Consider the following 18,274-nt stretch of genomic DNA (forward strand, 5'->3'; position numbering starts at 1 on the left):
AACCATTGCCCTTTTTCACTTACATCACCCGCGCCCTTGTTCCTGTTTTCTTGGTGTTCAGCTTGTCGGCTTGCTCCATGGAGTTGTCCAGCGGCGGGGACGGGAGCACCACGGCAGGCGCGGACACGTTGCGCCTTGCACAGGCGACCTCTGAGGCCGGTGACAATGAGACCGCCGCGCGATTGTTCGAGAAAGTTCTTGTCGCCGACCCCGTCTCCGTTCCGGCGTTGTTGGGCGCGGGGAACAGCTATGCGCGGATGGGACAAAACAGCCGGGCCGAAGCGGTCCTGTTGCGGGCACATGAACTGGCACCGAGCAATGCCGAAGTTTTGACGACATTGGCGCGGGTCTATCTGGCCCAACATCGTTCACAGATGGCCGTGGAGGCATATGACAAAGCCTTGCGGGTGGATCAACGGAATGTGTCCGCCCTCACAGGGAAAGGTGTCGCCTTGGACACGCTTTCGCAGCACAAACAAGCACAGGGTGTTTATGAGGACGGCCTGTCCTATTACCCAACAAATTTCATCCTTCGGAGCAATTATGCCCTGTCTCTTGCCTTGTCGGGGGACATCATCCGAGGCACGGCGATCTTGCAGGAACTTGTCAAAGATCCGCTGGCTGCGCCGTATGTTCGCGGCAATCTTGCCCTCGTGTATGGTCTCGACGGGCGCGACAACGAGGCTCGGGCCACCTTGTCGTTGGACATGAAGCCCGATGAGGTCGAGGAAAACATCCGCGTCTATCAGGCCCTGCGCCGCATGCGTTTGGAAGGCAAACCGATAGGATCCCTCGTCTTTGTCTGAACAGGACCCCAAAACGCCGCCAAAAATTTAGCGGTGGCACCGCTCCGGATGCAACGTTTTCGCGCTTTCAGTCGGGGCAGGCATACGCAGAGGGCGTCTGAGAAGGGGGGCAGGACAGGGCCAGATCACTCCGGATGTTCCGCCTCGCACGCCATTTGGGACCGCGCCAGCGCGTCCTCATAGGCATCCCAAATGTCGGAAGGACGATCCTCTTCTACCTTGAAGGACGCAGGCCCGTCACATCATAGTCTTCATGAGACGCAGCAGTGGTGGCCTGCGGGTTTGCGTTACGCCCGGTTTTTGAAACGCCAGCTTTTGTTGCCGGTTATCTTGTGGCGGCGGGGCGGAACAGGTGTGAACCTTGCGCATGCGGGTGCCAGCGGAAGAGACGGTTCATCCCATGGCTGCGCACAATGCGTGGGACCGTCGCGTCGGGCATAAGGGGATTGGTCGTTGTCGTGGCTGTTATCAGGTATAAACATCAAAAGGTCAGACGCAAAACGAACGCTGATCAAAAGCTGGCGATCAGATATCTTGTTGTGATATGCTCCCCGCAAAATGGCACACCAACATGATCACTAATCTCGAAGCGGACCTGTTGCGCACCTTTGTTGCGATTGCGGAAGAGGGTGGCTTCACTGCGGCTGCGCAACGGGTTTATCGCACACAATCTGCTGTCAGTCAGCAGATGAAGCGTCTTGAAGAGACGCTGGGCATCCCCTTGTTCGAAAAGCTGGGCCGCAAACGGCGGCTGACGCAGGCGGGTCAGAACCTTTTAAGCTATGCGCGCCAAATCATCAGTTTGAACGATCAGGCCGTGATGATGGTGCATGCCTCGCAGGAGATCGGTGAGGTTCGCATCGGAGCGCCGCACGATATTGCGGATTCCATTCTGCCGCTGTTTCTGTCGACCTATGCCCAGACCAATCCGCGCGTTCACGTCATGCTCAAAGTGGACCGAAGCCCAAATCTCATGCCTTTGCTTGAGGACGGGCGGCTCGACATGACCTTGACCACACGTCATTCCGAACGGTTCGAAGGCAAGCTTTTGCGAAGCTCGCCGACGGTCTGGATCGCCTCTTCCATGTTGCGGCTTGAACGCAATCAACCGGTGCCCTTGGTTCTTGCGGATTCTCCATCCATTTTCCGCCGGATCGCGCTTGATGCGCTTGAACAACGGGGCGTGGCCCATATCGAACGCTATACCTGCCCGAGTCTGTCCGGGATTCATGTCGCCTTGACCGCCGGATTGGGCGTGACCGCGCGCACACCGGAAATGGTGACGCAAGACCTGCGTATCCTCGGTGAGCGTGAGGGTCTGCCGCCATTGCCCGACATCAATTTCTATATCTACCGTCGAAATGGCGCGTTGTCTCAGGCAGCCAGTGCCCTTTTCGATCAGATTTGCACCGAAAGGTGAGGCCGATCAACCCGCGGGCGGGGGGTCTTTAAGCCGGGCACCATCCCAGAGCTGAAGCCTGCCATCACACTGGCCATCTTAGTTTGTCTGTCGCGCTCAACGCGACAGCTGTTCTTTGGTATATTGTGCTGACGTGCGCTGGGAGTTGCAGGCAGTAGATGTCCAAACACATTAGCATCACTTATATATTTTGGTTCATTTCTAAATATACCTAATGCTTTTTCCGACCTAACGTCGCCTCGATAAGGGGACCGTAAGACATAAGGCCTCAAACCAACGGGAGACTACACATGCTCAAATCTCTACTTCTCGGTGCTGTGCTTGGAACGAGCCTGATCGCCTCTGCATCGGCGCAGGACTATCCGACACAGGACATTGATCTTGTCGTGCCTTTCGATCCGGGCGGAAGTGTCGACGTCACCTCCCGCTTGCTTGCGGAGGCCGCAAACAAATACCTCGACGGCGTGAGTGTTGTCGTCTCAAACCGCGCCGGTGGCGGCGGCGTTGTGGGGCAGAGCTTTGTCTCAAAGGCCAAACCCGATGGCTACACGGTTCTGGCGATGACCAGTTCCGTCGTGACAAACCCACAGCTCAAAGGCGCGCCCTATAATATCGAAGATTTCACGCCGGTTGCCGCCTATAACCTTGACCCGGAAGTGATCGCCATCCCGGCCTCTTCGCCGTTTCAAACCATTGACGATTTTGTTGCCGCCACCAAAGACCGCCCGTTGAATATCACCGTGGCCGGGATCGGCACATCGCACCATATGGCGGGTCTCGCGCTGACTTCCGCTGCGGGTCTTGAGTTCAACTACATCCCCGCCAATGGCTTTGGTGAACAGCTTCAAGCCGTTGTGGGCGGTCATGCCGATGGTGCGTTCTGGCCGATGGGCGAAGCGATGGTCCACGCCGAAGCGGGCACCGTGCGCATTCTTGCCATTGCCTCTGATGCGCGTGATCCGAATTTCCCGGATGTGCCGACCTTTGAAGAAGCCGGATTGAACATCCCGATCTGGGCAACCTTCCGGGGCTGGGCTGTGCCCGCGGGCACTTCGGACGACACCGTGTCTTTCCTGTCCGATCTTCTCAAAAAGGTGTTTGAAGACGACACCTACCAAGAGAAAATGGCCGCCGCTGGTTTTGATCCGATCTATCGCGATGCGGCAAATTTCCAGTCGATCATCACGGCCTATTCCAATCAGGTTGTGCCAATCATCGAGGACAATGGCCTCGCGAAATAACGCAGGCTGCGACAAACATCCTGCTTGTGCTGATCACGTCCGCCCAACTGAGCGGCGGGCGGGGTTGGCTTTCTGAAACTTTGTGCTGAGGTAGTCATGCCGACTTCTGTCAAATCCGGGATGGCCACACGGCGTATCCTGAGCGACGTATATGTGTGGACGGGTGCTGTTCTGTTTGCCTTCGGGGCGGGGGCCGTATATCTCGCCATGGGCTTTGATCCCACCTCTCGGACCTTTCCCTTGGTGGTCTCGATCATCATGATGCTCGCAGGCGGCGGCGTCTTTTTACAGGCCCTCTCGTCCCACGAACACCGACCCCTCCCGCTGCATGAATTCGGCACCATCGGCTTGGCCGTGATCGCCATCGTGCTGTGGGGGCTGGGGCTGGCGTTTGGTTTGGGCTTTTTGTTGTCCACGATCGCTTTGATGATGGCGATGCTTTGGCTGTCCGGGCTGCGCACCCCGGTGCGGGCCCTGGCGATTTCCTGTGTGATCGCGGTTGTGGCCTATGGCCTGTTTGTGATGGTGCTGAACGTGCATCTTCCGTCGTCTTTCCTCTCCTTTATCGCGCCGGGGCTTTAACCATGGATCAGATTGCTCTCGGGTTTTCCGAACTTTTGCAGCCTGCCGTTTTGATGATGCTGACCATCGGCGTCTTCGCCGGTCTGGTTGTCGGCTCCATCCCCGGCGTGAATGACAATATCGCTTTCGCGGTCTTTATCCCGTTTTCCTTCAACCTTCCGGCGGAACAAGCACTGGCCTTGATGGTTGGGATTTACTGCGCCGCCGCTGCCGGAGGAGCAATCCCCGCGATCATGATCCGCGTGCCCGGCACCGCCTCCGCGCTTTTGACCACGATCAATGGCAATGCCATGGCCCGCAAAGGGCAAGCCGGTCAGGCGCTGTCTATTGCGATGGTTTCCTCTGTGGTTGGGGGGCTTTTGAGTGCCTTGGTGCTTTTGGTTTTCGCCCCTGCTCTGGCCAAGGTCGCCCTGCGCTTTGGTTATGTCGAAAACGCGGCGCTGACCATTTTGGGGCTGTCCAGTGTGGTGGGGCTTTTGTCCGGCAATGTCCTCAAGGGCGTGATTTCCGCCATGTTGGGTCTTTTGATTTCCACCATCGGCTACAGTCAGGTGACCGGCTATCCGCGCTACACTTTCGGCAGCATCAACCTCATTGAGGGTATTCCCTTCGTGCCGATGCTTGTTGGCCTTTTTGGAGTGGCCGCTGTGTTCGACCTTCTGCGCGATCAAGCGCAAGAGCGGCGTGAGAATACCGAAGCCGAAAAATTGCCCGAGATCGGCTCGATGCGCCTTGGCCGCAGATTGATCCGCCGCCTCATTCCGACATGGCTGACCAGCGCGGCGATCGGCAATTTTATTGGTGTTTTGCCCGGTGCCGGGATGCTTATGGCCATTTACATCGCCTATGATCAGGCCGGTCGCCGGTTTCGCAAACATTTCGCCGGACGCAAAGGCGAAGCCAATTGGGACGAAGGCGCGCCCGAGGGCATCGCCGCACCCGAAGCCGCCAACAATGCCGTCACCGCCAGTTCCATGGTGCCGCTTTTGTCGCTGGGCATTCCGGGCAACTCGACCTCGGCACTGTTTATTGGCGCGATGGCTTTGCACGGTCTGGTGCCCGGACCCCTGCTGTTCACGCAGCATGCCGATATTGCCTGGATGATCATGGTCGCCTTTTTGGCCTGCAACATCATCATGGGGCCCGCCGCCTATATCGTGATCCGCACCGTGTCGCGGGTGATCTTTTCCATTCCCAAAAACGTGATGGTCGGCGTCATCGTTTTGCTCTGTCTGCTTGGGGCCTATTCCGATGGCAACAACCTGTTCAACATCTGGGTTGCGCTTGGTGCAGGCGCCGTCGCCTATCTCATGAAGATCGCGAATATCCCGCTTGGCCCCGCCATTCTTGGCCTTGTTTTGGGCGGGCAGATGGAAGCCTCCATCGCCAATTCGCTCTCCATCTCTCGTGGCGATTGGTTGGTCTTTGTTGACCCGGTCAATCACCCGATCAGCGCTGTCATGTTGCTGGCCGCCCTGTTGATGTGGGTCGCCCCCGCACTGCGCGGTTTGCGCCACATGCGCGCCAATCGGTTCGCCAAAGGACAACGCTCCTGACGCCGCACCCTATTTCATTCAAGGAGGACCTTTCATGTCCATCACACCCAACCCCGATCTTTCCACCACACGCGCAGAGGCGGTGCGCGCGCTCATCACGACCACGCGCGCACGCTTGGGCGGCGGGGGTTTGACCCGCGATCTGCTTGATCACATCCGGAAAGACGTGGCGGATTTGGCCGCACAAACCGATTTCTGGACCGATCCCATCTATGCGCCGCCCGAGGGCGATGAGCGTCAGGCGCGCTATTTGATCGGCGCCGAAGAGGGCACGGGGATCTCGCTCTATCTCAACGTCATGCGGTCCGGCAAAAAAATCCCGCCGCACGATCACACCACTTGGGCCTGCGTTGCGGCCGTTCAAGGCGGTGAACACAACACGCTTTATGATCGCCTGGATGATGGCACCATCGAAGGCTATGCAGACCTTGCCGTGCGTGAGGTTGTCGAAATCCGCCCCGGCACCTCGGTGGCGTTGATGCCCGATGACATTCACAGCGTTGAAATCCGGGGGGATCAGATCATCCGCCACCTGCATTTCTATGGCCGCCCGCTTGAAACCCTGTCAGAGCGCAAAGCCTTTGATTTGGACAACAACACTTACAAAATCATGGCCGTTGGCGTGAAAACACGGACCTGATCAGGAACAGATGATGCCAATTGAAATGATTTCCGCCACCGCGCTAAAAGCAATTTTAGCGGGCTCAGAAGAATATGCCTTTCTTGATGTTCGCGAACACGGACAATATGGCGAAGGCCACCCGTTTTTCTGTGTGAATGCACCCTATAGCGTGATCGAAACATGCGTGCCGGTCTTGGTGCCGCGCCGTGACGTCCTTTGCATCTTGATGGATGATGGCGATGGTGTGGCCGACCGGGTTCATGCACGGATGACGCAGATGGGCTACAGCACCCTGCGGGTCCTCGACGGCGGGGCACCGGGGTGGGCGGCGGCGGGGTATACGTTGTTCAAAGGCGTCAATGTCCTGTCCAAAAGCTTTGGCGAATTGGTCGAACATGCCAATGAGACCCCCTCCATTTCCGCCGAAGAGCTGCGCGGGATGCAGGCGGCGGGTGGACCTTTGGTTGTGCTCGATGGCCGCAGCCCAAAAGAGTTTCACAAAATGTCTTTGCCGGGGGCGCAATCCTGTCCCAATGCCGAACTCGCCTATCGTCTGCCGGAACTTGTCCCGGATGACAGCACTCCGGTTGTGATCAACTGTGCCGGGCGGACTCGTTCGATCATCGGCGCGCAGTCTTTGCGCAACCTTGGCTTAAAAAATCCAGTGTTTGCCCTGCGCAATGGCACCCAAGGGTGGCGTTTGGCGGGCTTAGATCTTTGTCACGGCGAAGTGGCGCAGCCACAGCCCGCTCTTGACGCAGCGGGGGAGGCGTTGGCCGCAGAGCGGGCCAAGGCATTGATCCGCCGGTTCAACCTGACCACGGTGTCGCCCTCTGATTTGGACGCCATGCGCAGAGATAGAACCCGCACCACCTCTCTCTTGGATGTGCGCACCGAAGAGGAATATCTGAGGGCGCATTGGCGTGGTGCGCGCCATGCGCCGGGCGGACAGTTGGTGCAAGCCACCGATGAGTTTTTGGGAACGCGCAATGCCCGGATTGTGCTCAGCGATGATGTCGGTCTGCGCGCCGCGGGCACGGCGGTCTGGCTCATGGGCATGGGGCACGACGTCTATATCTTAGATGCCGATGCGCGCACAGGCTCCGAGACCGGACCAGAACCCCGCCCGACTGTCTCGCTGCCCCAACAGATTGCCCTGACCGATCTGGCACAGGCGGTGTCACAAGGTGCGCGGCTCTATGATGCGTCCCGCGGGATGAGTTATCGCGAGGCGCATATTGACGGTGCGACATGGGTGACGCGGGCGCGCCTCAGCGTAACAGACGCAGGTCCCGCCCCGATTGTTGTCATCGGTCAAAGTACCGATCTCGTTTTCGGCGTGATGCAGCGCTTGACCGAGCTTGGTGCGACGGAGGTCTCTGGCTGTGTGAGCACGCCGGAACAGTGGCGCGCGGTTGGATATACAGTGGTGGCCACGCCCTACATTCCAGAGGAAGCGGACTGCATCGACTTTTTGTTCTTTGTTCATGATCGTCACAACGACAATCTTGAATCCGCACGTCAGTATCTTGCCTGGGAGCTGAACCTGCTGGGGCAACTCGACGTCCAAGAACGGGCTGCGCTCAATCCACTGATGGCAACAGAACCGGAGGCCGTGTGACATGAGACGCGAAACGAAACTCTGTCATTACGGCCAGACCTCGCGACCGAGTCCGGCAAACCCGCCCGTTGTGCGCGCCTCGACCATTTTGCACGATACGGTCGAAAGCTACCGTGCCATCAAAAAGGCGCGGGAAAACGACGACTATGTGCTGTCCTATGGGCGGCGCGGCACGACCACAGCGCATGCGCTGATGGAGGCAATCGCGGATCTTGAAGGTGGCGATGGGGCATGGCTCTATCCGACCGGCGTTGCCGCGATTTCCGCGACGCTGATGGCGCTGTTGCGCCCCGGCGATCATCTTTTGTTGGTCAATACGATCTTTGGCGCGACGAAAACTCTCTGCGATGAGGTCCTGTCGGAATTTGGCGTGAGCTATGATCTCTTTCCCTCCGGCACCACGGATGTGACGCCCTATGTCCAAGACAACACCCGCCTCGTTTTCGTGGAATCCCCCGGTTCGCAAACCTATGAAATCATGGACCTGCCCGGATTATGTGACACGGCCCATGCCGCCGGTCTCGTCGTTGTTGCGGACAACACCTATGGCTCCGGCTGGCTGTATCGCCCGCTTGAACTGGGGTGCGATGTGTCGATCATTGCCGGCACGAAATATCTTGGCGGACATGCCGATGTGATGATGGGTGCAGTCAGTGCGCGGGGCGATGCCGCCGCAAAACTGCGCAAGGCCAGCCACCTCACCGGGCAAATCCTTGCCCCCGATGAAGCCTATGCCACGCTGCGCGGAATGCGCACGTTGCCCTTGCGACTTGAACGGCATGGCCACAATGCGCGCAAACTTGCGGACTGGTTCACCCACCGTCCTGACGTGCTGCGCGTTTTGCATCCCAGTCTGCCCGATCATCCGGGGCATGCGATATGGGCGCGCGATGCCTGCGGGTCGAACGGATTGTTGAGCGTGGTCTTTGCGCCGGGGATCGACAGCGACGTCCTTCTCAACAGCTTGACTTTGTTTGGGATCGGCAGCAGTTGGGGCGGGTTTGAAAGCCTCGCCATGCCGATCACGCCAGAGCGCAACCGCGCGTCTTTGGCCGGACTGCCGCAGGAGGCCCAGATCGTCCGGTTTCATGCGGGGCTTGAGCATGTGGATGATTTGATCGCAGATTTGGACATGGCGCTCACCATGGCGCTCACCACGATGACGGCAAAAGGGTAAGCTCGGATGCAGCTCGGATCTTCTAAGGTCTCATTGAAACTCTCGACGTTTTTCAAAGAGAATATAAAAGGCTTTCTGGTGTCAGCCCTCGTCGCTGTTGCCGCAAAATTCCTGTCCGAACATTACGGTGCCCCCGCCATGCTGCTGGCGCTTTTGCTTGGGATCGCGATGAATTTCCTTTCAGATGATCCGCGCACCCATGCCGGGATTCATTTCACCGCCCGCACCGTGCTGCGCCTTGGCGTGGCGCTTTTGGGCGTGCGCGTGAGTTGGGAGATGTTGCGCGATCTGGGGCCGGAGGTGATCGCCTGGGTCATTTTGGGGGTGTTTCTCACCATTGGCTTTGGCGTGTTTTTGGCGCGCCTTCTTGGGCGCAGTACGGATTTTGGCCTGTTGACCGGCGGATCGGTTGCCATTTGCGGGGCCTCTGCCGCAATGGCGATTGCCGCCGTTTTGCCCGCACGCGAAAACGATGACCGCGATCTGACATTTACCGTCTTGGGCGTCACAGTGCTTAGCACTGTAGCAATGATCATCTACCCGGTTCTGGTGCAGCTTTTTGGCTTTGATGCAGAGACCGCCGGGATTTTCCTTGGGGCCACTATCCATGATGTCGCCCAAGTTGTCGGTGCAGGGTTTTCCGTCTCTGATGAGGTCGGTGAAGTGGCCGTTTTGGTCAAACTGATCCGCGTTTCCATGCTCGCGCCCGTGGTCCTTTTGCTGGCTCTGCGCGTGCGTCAGGCTTTGGCTTCGGGTGAAAAACATCGGCCTAAAATTCTGCCGGGTTTCTTGCTCGGATTTGCGGGGCTGGCCTTGCTCAACTCCCTTGGCGTGATCCCCGACGTGATGCGCTCGCTTTTGACCGAACTGTCTGGCTGGGCGCTTTTGGTTGCCATTGCGGCCGTCGGCATCAAAACCTCGCCGCGCAGCATCATCGCGGTGGGCGGCACCGCCATCATGATGATCGTGGCAGAAACCATTTTCCTCGCGCTTTTCGTGTTTGGCGTGGTGATGTGCCTGTAATTGGCCGTGGCACCGGTGATGCAAACTGTTGACCATGCGTCCGTGTTGCGATCCGCCTACAGTGAATGTCAACACTGTCTGATTGTCGGTCACGCCGCGTTGCGGCATGTCTTGAAATCGAACGCAGCGCTTTCCCTGGGCAATGTTTCACACCCATGCGTGAATGATAAATCATTATAAAACAAATAGTTAATAAAATTTATCCTTCTTTTTCTCCCTTTTTCACGGGCTGGAAAAGAACCTGCTTCCCTTTGGATAGGATCGACGGTCCGGCCAAAGGGAGAGGAGCCCCCATGGCCACAGCGACCGTGATCCCGGCGTAAGACACGCTCTGTACCGCAGGTTCACTGCGCAACAAGGATGGGAGGAGAGATGCACGATGGCATTTCAGATCAATATTGATAACGGAGGGACGCTGACCGATGTGTGTATCATGTCGGACGACGGCGTTCAAAAGACCAAGGTTCTGACCACGCCTTATGATTTGTCGAAATGTTTTTTCGAGGGTCTGACCAAAGCCTCCGAGGTGGTCTATGGCGCCACGGACGTCAAACGTCTGCTCGAAGAGGTGGACCTGATCCGTTATTCCACCACCCAAGGCACAAACGCGATCTGTGAGCGCAAGGGGCCGAAACTGGGTCTGGTGCTCGATACGGGTTCCAAGGGTCTTGTGGTCTCACTGCGAGACCACGATCCCGAAGTCTATGATGCGCTGATCGGGGATCGGGTGGCTTTTGTCGATACGGCGACCTTGAACAGCGACGCCGCCGAAGTCGATGTGGTCAAGGTGATCAACCAATTGACCGCAATGGGCGCGAACCGTCTGGTGGTGTGTTTCAGCGGCACAGGTTTTGGTGATGCAGAAGAGCGCGTGAAAAAAATCGCGCTGCGCAAATACCCGCGCCATTTGTTGGGGGCGGTGCCGGTGCTTTACGCGTCGGATCTGACGGTCGATGCCAATCCGGATCGGCGGGCGTGGTCGGCGTTGATCAACTCTTTCCTGCATCCGTCGATGGAGGCGTTTTTGTACAACGCCGAAAACCGCCTGCGCGCGTTTCGCACGAAAAACCCGCTTTTGATTTTTCGCAATGATGGCGACGCCTCACGCGTGGCCAAAACCGTGGCGATCAAAACCTATTCGTCGGGTCCGCGGGGCGGCATGGAAGGGGTCAAAACCTTTGCGGCGCTTTACGGCTTTCGGGACACGGTTTCCATCGACGTGGGCGGAACCACGACGGACATCGGCCAATGTACCGAAGGGCGCGTTGCCGAAATGCGCCGCGGTCATGTCGAAGGCATCAGCGTCTCCTTTCCACTGTGCGAAATCATGTCGGCCGGGGCCGGGGGCAGCTCGATCTTTCGGGTGAAAGATGGCCAAATTGTCATTGGTCCCGAAAGCGTTGGCGCATTGCCTGGTCCGGCCTGTTTCGGGCGTGGCGGCAAAGAGGCGACCATTACGGATGCCAGTTTGCTTTTGGGGCTTCTTGATCCGATGTCATATTTTGGCGGCGGTATGGGGCTTGATCTTGCGCGCGCAGAGGCGGCGGTGATGGCCAATGTGGCCGATCCGTTGGGTGTGGACCTTGGAACGGCACTGCTTTCGATGTCGGATGCGTTCGAGGCGAAAATTGCCGAGGAACTGCATCGTTGCACCACGGTTTCTTCTGATACGGTGATGATGGCCTTTGGCGGCGCTGGACCTTTGAATGCCTGTGGTGTGGCCGAAAAAGCCGGGATTTCCCGTGTGGCTGTCCCTGCAATGGCGGCGGTCTTTTCGGCCTATGGCATCGGGTCTTGCGATGTGTCGCAACGCTATGTGGTCGGCCTTGAGACCTGTGACACGGCATGCCTGAACGCGACTTTGGACACCCTGAACGTCAAAGCCGCACGCGATATGTTTGCGGAAGGGTTTGAGCCGGGCAGCTACACGATCTTGGCTCAACTGGTGGCCCAGACCGATGCGGGCGAAGTGGTGCGGCCTCTGACCGAAGGTGCTGATTTCCCACCTGAATTGGCCGGAGCGACGTCGGTGGAATTGGAACTCAGCGCGATCAAAAGCCTGCGCCAAGGGGACACGGGTCATGTCGCAATCACACGCAAATCCGCCGCCAAAGCTGCGGAGCACCGCAGCGTTCTCGTGCCTGAGAAAGGCCGGATTGACCTGCCTGTCTACGCCTTGGGCAGCCTGAAAAAGGGTGATTTTGCTGCGGGCCCGGCCATCCTTGAAGAAGACTATTTTACCGCTCGCGTGCCTGCGGGTTGGGGTTTTGTTGTCAGCGAAGCAGGCGACGTGATTTTGGACCGGGAGGGCTGAGCCATGAAGATTCCGATGACGGAATATCTACGAATTGATCTGGAAACCGAAAAATGGGAGTGCCGCGTGTGCGATCATGTGATCGCGCCTGCCGATGGCAATTACAAAGAAGGATTGTTGGTTCACAACCGTGATCCGCGCGAAATCCACCCGCCGATCATCGACCCGGACAAATACCGTTTCACCTTTAGCCCAGACCCGGAATGGGTGCGTATTCTGGAATTCTGCTGCCCAGGCTGCGGCACGCAGGTTGAAACCGAATACGCCATTCCCGGCCACCCCCCGCTTTGGGACATGCAGGTCGATGTGGCGGCATTGAAAGCACAATGGGCCGCGCGTGGTCCTGCGGCGCTGCCGGATGCGGGTCCCGTGGTGATGCCCGAACGGGGCCACAGCCACTGACCATGATGCACTGAAAATGACGCCAAGACCCGCGCTGTGACGGCGCGGGTGACACCGGGGGTGTGTTCGCAAGGTCGAGGAGACTTGCCGCCTCCGCAGCACATAAGGGAGAGAGTATGAAACGTGTATCCGTTGATATCGGCGGCACCTTCACCGACTGTTTCGTCGTTTGGGGCCAGCAATATATCGAAACCAAGGCCCTGACGACGCACCACAATCTTGCGATGGGTTTTAACGAAGCTCTGGGCAAAGCCTGCACCACGTTGGGTTTGGGGTTGGAAGAGATTTTGGGCGAAGTGGACAGCGTGCGCTATGCGACAACGCTGGGCACCAATGCCCTGATTGAACACAAAGGTCCGAAAATCGGCATGTTGGTGACGGCGGGCTATGAGGCGACTGTGCCGCTGAGCCGGGCGCGGGGCTATGGCGAAGGTTTGGACAACCTCGGCCAACAAGACATGCCCAATGCCCAGCGTCCTGACCCACTGGTGGAGCCGCACATGATTTATGGTGTGCGCGAGCGGCTGGATTTCGAAGGCAATCTGGTGATGAAGCTGGACGAAGAAGACGTGCGTCGCCAGTTGCGCGGGCTGGTCGATCGCGGCGCACAGATCATCGTGGTCGCCTTGGTGAACTCGGTTGTGAACCCGGCCCACGAACAGCGCATCGAAGAGATTGTGTTGGAGGAATATCCATCGCATTTGCTCGGTGCGATCCCGGTGATCCTGTCGCATCAGGTGGCGGGCCGCAAAGGCGAATATGTCCGCGCGACCTCGGCCATCGTCGATGGCTATCTGCATTCGACCATGTATCACGCGCTCTCGGCGCTTGAGCAAAACCTGCGGGCGCACAACTACGAAAAACCGATGTTGGTGATCCACAATTCGGGCGGTATGGCACAGCTGAACTCGACGGATGCGCTGCAAACCATCCATTCGGGGCCGGTGTCCGGCATCGGCGCGTCCGAGCACCTGTCTTTGCAAGCCGAATTGGGCAATGTGGTTGCCACCGACATGGGCGGCACCAGCTATGACATCGGGATCGTCGTCGAGGGCGGGATCAAGCACTATGATTTCAACCCGGTCATCGACCGCTGGCTTGTCTCTGTCCCCATGGTGCACCTTGTGACGCTGGGCGCGGGTGGCGGGTCCATTGCCTCCTATGACCGGATGTACAAGACGGTGAAATGCGGGCCGGAAAGCGCGGGGTCTGATCCGGGACCGGCCTGTTATGACCGGGGCGGGATGCGCCCCTCCGTCACCGATGCCGATCTGGTTTTGGGTTATCTGGACGCGGAAAACTACGCCGGCGGTTCGATCCCTCTCAATCCGCGCCGGGCCAAGACCGCGGTTGAGGATGCGCTGTGCGACGAGTTGGATTGCGACGTGATCGAAGCCGCCAAGCTCATTCGCGAAAAGGTCGATGACAACATGGCAAACGGTCTGTTCACCGAGCTGCGCGCGCGGGGCTATGACCCGAAAGATTTCACCATGTTGGCCTATGGCGGCAACGGTCCGCTGCATTGCTGCGGCATTGCGCAGAACCTCAGCATCGACAAGATCCTGGCCCCGCCCTTGTCCTCCGTTTTCTCGGCGGTGGGGGCAGGCAACATGCACCAGCTCCATATTCATGAACAGTCGCTCTACATGGTGCTCTATGACAGCAACACCCGCCACATCTTTGACGACTACGATCGGTTCAATGCCATCGTGGCGGAGTTGAAGGAAAAAGGCACCCAAGACCTGTTGCGTCAGGGTGTGCCGCTGGAACAGATCAGTCACGATCTGGAACTCGATATGCGCTATGGCAACCAGTTGGTGCAAACCACGGCTGTGATCCCGCGCCATGAGGTGCATGGTCCGGCGGATGTGTTGGCGATGATTTCGCAATTCTCCAACGATTATGGCAAGCGCTTTGGCGAAGGCTCTCAGGCGCCTGAGGCGGGCATCCGCATCAACACCATTCGTGTGGCCGCCTATGCCAAACACGAGACGGTGAAATTCGAAGACATCAAGCCATTGGCCAAGGCGGACCGCAAGGCCCCGCCCGCTCCGCAAAGCCATCGGACCTGTCATTTTGTCGGCTTTGACACGGCCTTTGAGACCCCGGTCTGGGCGCGCAAGGACATTGAGCCGGGTGTCGAGATTGAAGGGCCAGCGATTGTTGCCTCCGAAGTCACGACCTTCTTGGTGAACCCCGGCTGGACCTATGTCGCGGCAAAACAGGACGCGTCGTGGTTCTTGCGCAACGAAACGCCGATCACCCACCATTAAGTCAATCTGCCCCCCGGCGCGGAGGAGGCGTCGGGGGACGTACCCCTTTGGAGGAGAGTCCCATGAACGAGATGTCAACACGGGCGAAAACGCCCACACTCGAAGAAATGAACCTGATCAAGAAGTTTCTTGATGACACCACGCTGTTTCTCGGCCCTGACCCGGAGATCATGCAAAACCATGACCTGATGCCGCGCACCGAGATCGAAGACGACGCCATCGGCAAGGTCAGCGATGCCCATACCGTGGCCAAAATCCGGGATCGCATCCAATCGGGCTGTGATGAAGGCTATGAGATGGTCGAACAGATGGGTGCCGCACCCGGTGCAAAATGGGGTGACGTGATCACGGGCGTCTATTCCGCCAGTGGTGATCTTGCCATTGCGTCGGCCGGGGGCGTTTTGATCTTTTCGGCGCTGGTGCACCACCCGATCAAATTCATCATCAAAAACTGGATGAATGAGCCGACCGTGGGGGTGAAGGATGGCGATGGTTTCATCCACAATGACTCGCGCTATGGCAATGTGCACAACACCGACCAGTCGATGATCATTCCGATTTTCCACAAAGGGAAACTGGTGTGCTGGGTTGCCTCGACCGTACACGAAGGCGAAAACGGTGCGATTGAGCCGGGCGGCATGCCCTCCATGGCCGAAAGCCCCTCTGATGAAGGGCTGAAAATGTCGCCTTTCAAAGTGGTTGAGAACTACCAGATCAAACGTGACATCCTGACCTTTCTGCAAAACTCGGTACGCGAGCCAAAGCTGCAATACGAAGACATGAAGGTGAAACTGTTCGCCTGTCTGCGCATCAAACAGCGAATTGAGGAGACGCTGAATTCGGACGGACCAGAGGCCTTGATGGCGACGCTGCGCCTGACCATGGAAAACGTGCGTGCCGAGGTGAAACGCCGGATTTCGGAATGGCCGGACATGACCGTGCGCAGCTATATCATTCAGGACTCCACCCTGCGTGAAAACTGTGTGGTCAAGATCAACTGTAAACTGACCAAGACCGGCGACCGGTTGATTTTCGATTTCCGCGGCTCGTCGCCCGAATTCACCAACCGCGCCACCAACACCATTGTTGCGGGTCTCAAAGGGATGCTGGCGCAGGTTTTCCTGTGCTACGTCTGGCCCGATCTGCCGCGCGGACAGGCGGCTTTTGCGCCCATCGAAGTGATCACCGATCCGCATTCGATTGTGAACTGTTCCTATGATGCGCCAAATTCGCAGTCCTTGATGTCAATCTTCACCGGGTTCACCGCCGGACAACATGCGGTGGCTAAGTTCCTGTATTCCTGCCCGGAAAAATTCACTCGGGTGCATGCGCCGACCTTCAACATGATCAACACGTTTATCTGGGGTGGGGTCAGCCAGCATGGCGAAACATTGGGCAACCTCTGTGCCGATCTGAACGGCATGGGCGCGGGGGCCACGGCAAGCCGCGATGGCGAACATGCTCTCGCTCCGATCTTTGCCACCATGGCCGACATCGGCGAGCAGGAGCTGAACGAGGAGGAAGTGCCCTTCTTGCAGCTTGTGTCGAAGAAAATGACCCGTGACGCCATCGCGCCCGGCAAATATCGCGGCGGTCAGGGCTATACGATGATGGTGGCCACCAAGGATTCCGAACAGTGGGGCTTCATGACCACGGCGCAAGGGGCCAAAATCCCGCCGCTCCAAGGTCTGTTCGGCGGCTACGCGTGCGGCACCTATCCTTTGTCAAAGGTCAAGGATGTCGATGTCTACGATGTGTTGATGAACGAACCGGAGCGGTTCCGTCATTCGATCGAAGAGATCATGAACGAACAACCGTTTGAGGACGCCGATTATTCGACCCATCACATGGGCATGGGCTTTGAGATCTCGAAACGCGGCGAGTTGTTCATGATCAGCCAAGGCGCGGGCGCAGGCTATGGTGATCTTCTGGAACGCGATCCGGAAAATATCATCAAGGACATCGAGGAGGGGTTGATCTCTCCCGAAGTGGCCGCACGCCTTTATAAAGTGGTCTTTGATGCCGCCACGCTGGCGATTGATTTTGACGCGACCGAGGCCGCGCGTGCCAAAGAACGTCAGGCCCGGATCAAACGCTCGGTCCCCTATGCCGAGTTTGTCAAAGGCTGGAACACACCAAAGCCGCCGGCGCATCTGCAATATTTCGGGTGTTGGGGCGACGATGTTGGCACGCTCTATATGGGCGCGCCGGACATCACCCGCCGTGGCGACCAACCGCGTCCGAATTACATGATGCACCCCAAAGACGTGCGCATCGCGGAACTCGAAGCGCGCCTTGAGGCGGCGGGTGCCATGGGGGATGAAAAGAAATGAGCCAAAACCTGGCAGACGATCTACCCGATGGCTCGGGTACGAAGGCGCTGCGGGTCTGGTTGAGGTCGTCGGGCTATGCCCGGCGGCTTCTGCTGGGCGAAAGCGGCGATCCCTGGGCGGACGGGGCGGCGAAATACCTGTCCTTTTTCTCTCAGGCACGCGGGCTGCTGCGGGCCGATGTTGCGGAGGTGGATTTGGGGGATTTGTTCCGCTCCTGGGTACACCGCCATCCCGCGTTGCGTGCCGACATGGCCAGTAAAAAACGCGCGACATACCCGTTGCGGCGGATGCTCGAAGAGGAAGGGCCGCGCCAGCTTTTGGACGAGGTGACTGAGGCCGTTGCCGCCAATTTGCAAGCTCAGGTGCCAATGGTTCTGGTGATGCCCGCACCGGGCGCTTGGTTGGCTGAGGCGCAACAGATGGTCGATCGTCCGCCTGAGGTTGACGATGATGCGGTGGAAGATGCGGCCATGTATATGGCCGATTTTCTGCGCTGTGTGTCCGCGCGTCCAGTGGGTGGGCTGTTGTTGGAAGAGGGCGTCAGCCCCGGCCCGGCCAGCCGCTATTCCCCGATCCTGAATGCCGCCAAACACTACCGCTGGGCTGTGGTCGGACGCAATGTCGCTCCAGAGTCAGCGGACGTGTTTGACGCCACCATAGGCACGGATGCAAGCGCCCAAGGCCGTGATGTCAGTCTTGATCTGTTTGGACAGGGCACTTTGCCTGCCATTGGCTTCGGCCAGTTTGCCTTTGCCGAAATCCCGGTCGGCCATGCGCCAGAGGCGGTGCTTGACGCGATTGCCCAGCTACGGGGGTAGCTGCGCGGGTCATGTGTCTCAAATTCCGTCCCTCCCCACGGGCGGATTTGACCAGCGGTGCAGTTTTCAAACAGACGCCAAGGTCA

The 18,274-nt window shown here is 58.3% G+C and carries 14 protein-coding genes; all 14 read left to right on the plus strand.

Going from position 1 to position 18,274, the window contains the following annotated elements; translation table 11 throughout:
* Positions 1-77 precede the first annotated feature (77 nt).
* The 14 genes from BLT54_RS16025 (at position 78) to BLT54_RS16090 (ending at position 18,188) form a co-directional block, all read left to right on the plus strand.
* On the plus strand, positions 78-806 hold the full coding sequence (locus BLT54_RS16025; protein WP_245708034.1) for a tetratricopeptide repeat protein: 729 nt from the start codon (positions 78-80) through the stop codon (positions 804-806).
* A gap of 571 nt (positions 807-1,377) precedes the next feature.
* On the plus strand, positions 1,378-2,226 hold the full coding sequence (locus BLT54_RS16030; protein ID WP_074646393.1) for a LysR substrate-binding domain-containing protein: 849 nt from the start codon (positions 1,378-1,380) through the stop codon (positions 2,224-2,226).
* Between the two features lie 290 nt (positions 2,227-2,516).
* Positions 2,517-3,467 carry a Bug family tripartite tricarboxylate transporter substrate binding protein gene (locus BLT54_RS16035; protein ID WP_074646307.1) on the plus strand — a complete coding sequence of 317 codons (951 nt, stop codon included), beginning with the start codon at positions 2,517-2,519 and terminating at the stop codon, positions 3,465-3,467.
* Between the two features lie 96 nt (positions 3,468-3,563).
* Positions 3,564-4,049: a tripartite tricarboxylate transporter TctB family protein gene (locus BLT54_RS16040; RefSeq protein ID WP_074646308.1), complete on the plus strand. Its 486-nt coding sequence runs from the start codon at positions 3,564-3,566 to the stop codon at positions 4,047-4,049.
* A 2-nt stretch (positions 4,050-4,051) separates the two neighbouring features.
* Positions 4,052-5,605 carry a tripartite tricarboxylate transporter permease gene (locus tag BLT54_RS16045; RefSeq protein ID WP_074646309.1) on the plus strand — a complete coding sequence of 518 codons (1,554 nt, stop codon included), beginning with the start codon at positions 4,052-4,054 and terminating at the stop codon, positions 5,603-5,605.
* A 34-nt stretch (positions 5,606-5,639) separates the two neighbouring features.
* On the plus strand, positions 5,640-6,245 hold the full coding sequence (locus BLT54_RS16050) for a cysteine dioxygenase family protein (RefSeq protein WP_074646310.1): 606 nt from the start codon (positions 5,640-5,642) through the stop codon (positions 6,243-6,245).
* Between the two features lie 13 nt (positions 6,246-6,258).
* Positions 6,259-7,848: a rhodanese-like domain-containing protein gene (locus BLT54_RS16055; protein ID WP_074646394.1), complete on the plus strand. Its 1,590-nt coding sequence runs from the start codon at positions 6,259-6,261 to the stop codon at positions 7,846-7,848.
* Position 7,849: 1 nt separating this feature from the next.
* On the plus strand, positions 7,850-9,025 hold the full coding sequence (gene metC, locus BLT54_RS16060) for a cystathionine beta-lyase (protein ID WP_074646311.1): 1,176 nt from the start codon (positions 7,850-7,852) through the stop codon (positions 9,023-9,025).
* Positions 9,026-9,031: 6 nt separating this feature from the next.
* Positions 9,032-10,048, plus strand: coding sequence for a YeiH family protein (locus tag BLT54_RS16065; RefSeq protein WP_074646312.1), 1,017 nt, complete (start codon positions 9,032-9,034; stop codon positions 10,046-10,048).
* A 379-nt stretch (positions 10,049-10,427) separates the two neighbouring features.
* Complete coding sequence (locus BLT54_RS16070; RefSeq protein WP_074646313.1) at positions 10,428-12,362, plus strand: hydantoinase/oxoprolinase family protein; 1,935 nt, start codon at positions 10,428-10,430, stop codon at positions 12,360-12,362.
* 3 nt (positions 12,363-12,365) lie between these two features.
* Positions 12,366-12,764, plus strand: a complete 399-nt coding sequence (locus tag BLT54_RS16075; RefSeq protein WP_176832904.1) for an acetone carboxylase subunit gamma — start codon at positions 12,366-12,368, stop codon at positions 12,762-12,764.
* A 116-nt stretch (positions 12,765-12,880) separates the two neighbouring features.
* The gene (locus tag BLT54_RS16080; RefSeq protein ID WP_074646314.1) at positions 12,881-15,037 is read left to right on the plus strand and encodes a hydantoinase/oxoprolinase family protein; all 2,157 of its coding nucleotides are present in this window, start codon (positions 12,881-12,883) and stop codon (positions 15,035-15,037) included.
* A 62-nt stretch (positions 15,038-15,099) separates the two neighbouring features.
* Positions 15,100-17,370: a hydantoinase B/oxoprolinase family protein gene (locus BLT54_RS16085; RefSeq protein ID WP_074646315.1), complete on the plus strand. Its 2,271-nt coding sequence runs from the start codon at positions 15,100-15,102 to the stop codon at positions 17,368-17,370.
* Positions 17,367-18,188, plus strand: a complete 822-nt coding sequence (locus BLT54_RS16090; protein WP_074646316.1) for a hypothetical protein — start codon at positions 17,367-17,369, stop codon at positions 18,186-18,188. Before BLT54_RS16085 ends, BLT54_RS16090 begins: the two co-directional genes overlap by 4 nt.
* Positions 18,189-18,274 lie beyond the last annotated feature (86 nt).

Source organism: Celeribacter baekdonensis, from assembly GCF_900102315.1.
Taxonomy (GTDB): domain Bacteria; phylum Pseudomonadota; class Alphaproteobacteria; order Rhodobacterales; family Rhodobacteraceae; genus Celeribacter; species Celeribacter baekdonensis.

What these genes read in the sequence shown, in the direction of transcription:
- BLT54_RS16065 (WP_074646312.1), top strand. Translation starts at nt 9,032, where the DNA reads ATGCAGCTCGGATCTTCTAAGGTCTCATTGAAACTCTCGACGTTTTTC.
- BLT54_RS16030 (WP_074646393.1), top strand. Translation starts at nt 1,378, where the DNA reads ATGATCACTAATCTCGAAGCGGACCTGTTGCGCACCTTTGTTGCGATT.
- metC (WP_074646311.1), top strand. Translation starts at nt 7,850, where the DNA reads ATGAGACGCGAAACGAAACTCTGTCATTACGGCCAGACCTCGCGACCG.
- BLT54_RS16035 (WP_074646307.1), top strand. Translation starts at nt 2,517, where the DNA reads ATGCTCAAATCTCTACTTCTCGGTGCTGTGCTTGGAACGAGCCTGATC.
- BLT54_RS16075 (WP_176832904.1), top strand. Translation starts at nt 12,366, where the DNA reads ATGAAGATTCCGATGACGGAATATCTACGAATTGATCTGGAAACCGAA.
- BLT54_RS16085 (WP_074646315.1), top strand. Translation starts at nt 15,100, where the DNA reads ATGAACGAGATGTCAACACGGGCGAAAACGCCCACACTCGAAGAAATG.
- BLT54_RS16070 (WP_074646313.1), top strand. Translation starts at nt 10,428, where the DNA reads ATGGCATTTCAGATCAATATTGATAACGGAGGGACGCTGACCGATGTG.
- BLT54_RS16080 (WP_074646314.1), top strand. Translation starts at nt 12,881, where the DNA reads ATGAAACGTGTATCCGTTGATATCGGCGGCACCTTCACCGACTGTTTC.
- BLT54_RS16090 (WP_074646316.1), top strand. Translation starts at nt 17,367, where the DNA reads ATGAGCCAAAACCTGGCAGACGATCTACCCGATGGCTCGGGTACGAAG.
- BLT54_RS16050 (WP_074646310.1), top strand. Translation starts at nt 5,640, where the DNA reads ATGTCCATCACACCCAACCCCGATCTTTCCACCACACGCGCAGAGGCG.
- BLT54_RS16055 (WP_074646394.1), top strand. Translation starts at nt 6,259, where the DNA reads ATGCCAATTGAAATGATTTCCGCCACCGCGCTAAAAGCAATTTTAGCG.
- BLT54_RS16045 (WP_074646309.1), top strand. Translation starts at nt 4,052, where the DNA reads ATGGATCAGATTGCTCTCGGGTTTTCCGAACTTTTGCAGCCTGCCGTT.
- BLT54_RS16040 (WP_074646308.1), top strand. Translation starts at nt 3,564, where the DNA reads ATGCCGACTTCTGTCAAATCCGGGATGGCCACACGGCGTATCCTGAGC.
- BLT54_RS16025 (WP_245708034.1), top strand. Translation starts at nt 78, where the DNA reads ATGGAGTTGTCCAGCGGCGGGGACGGGAGCACCACGGCAGGCGCGGAC.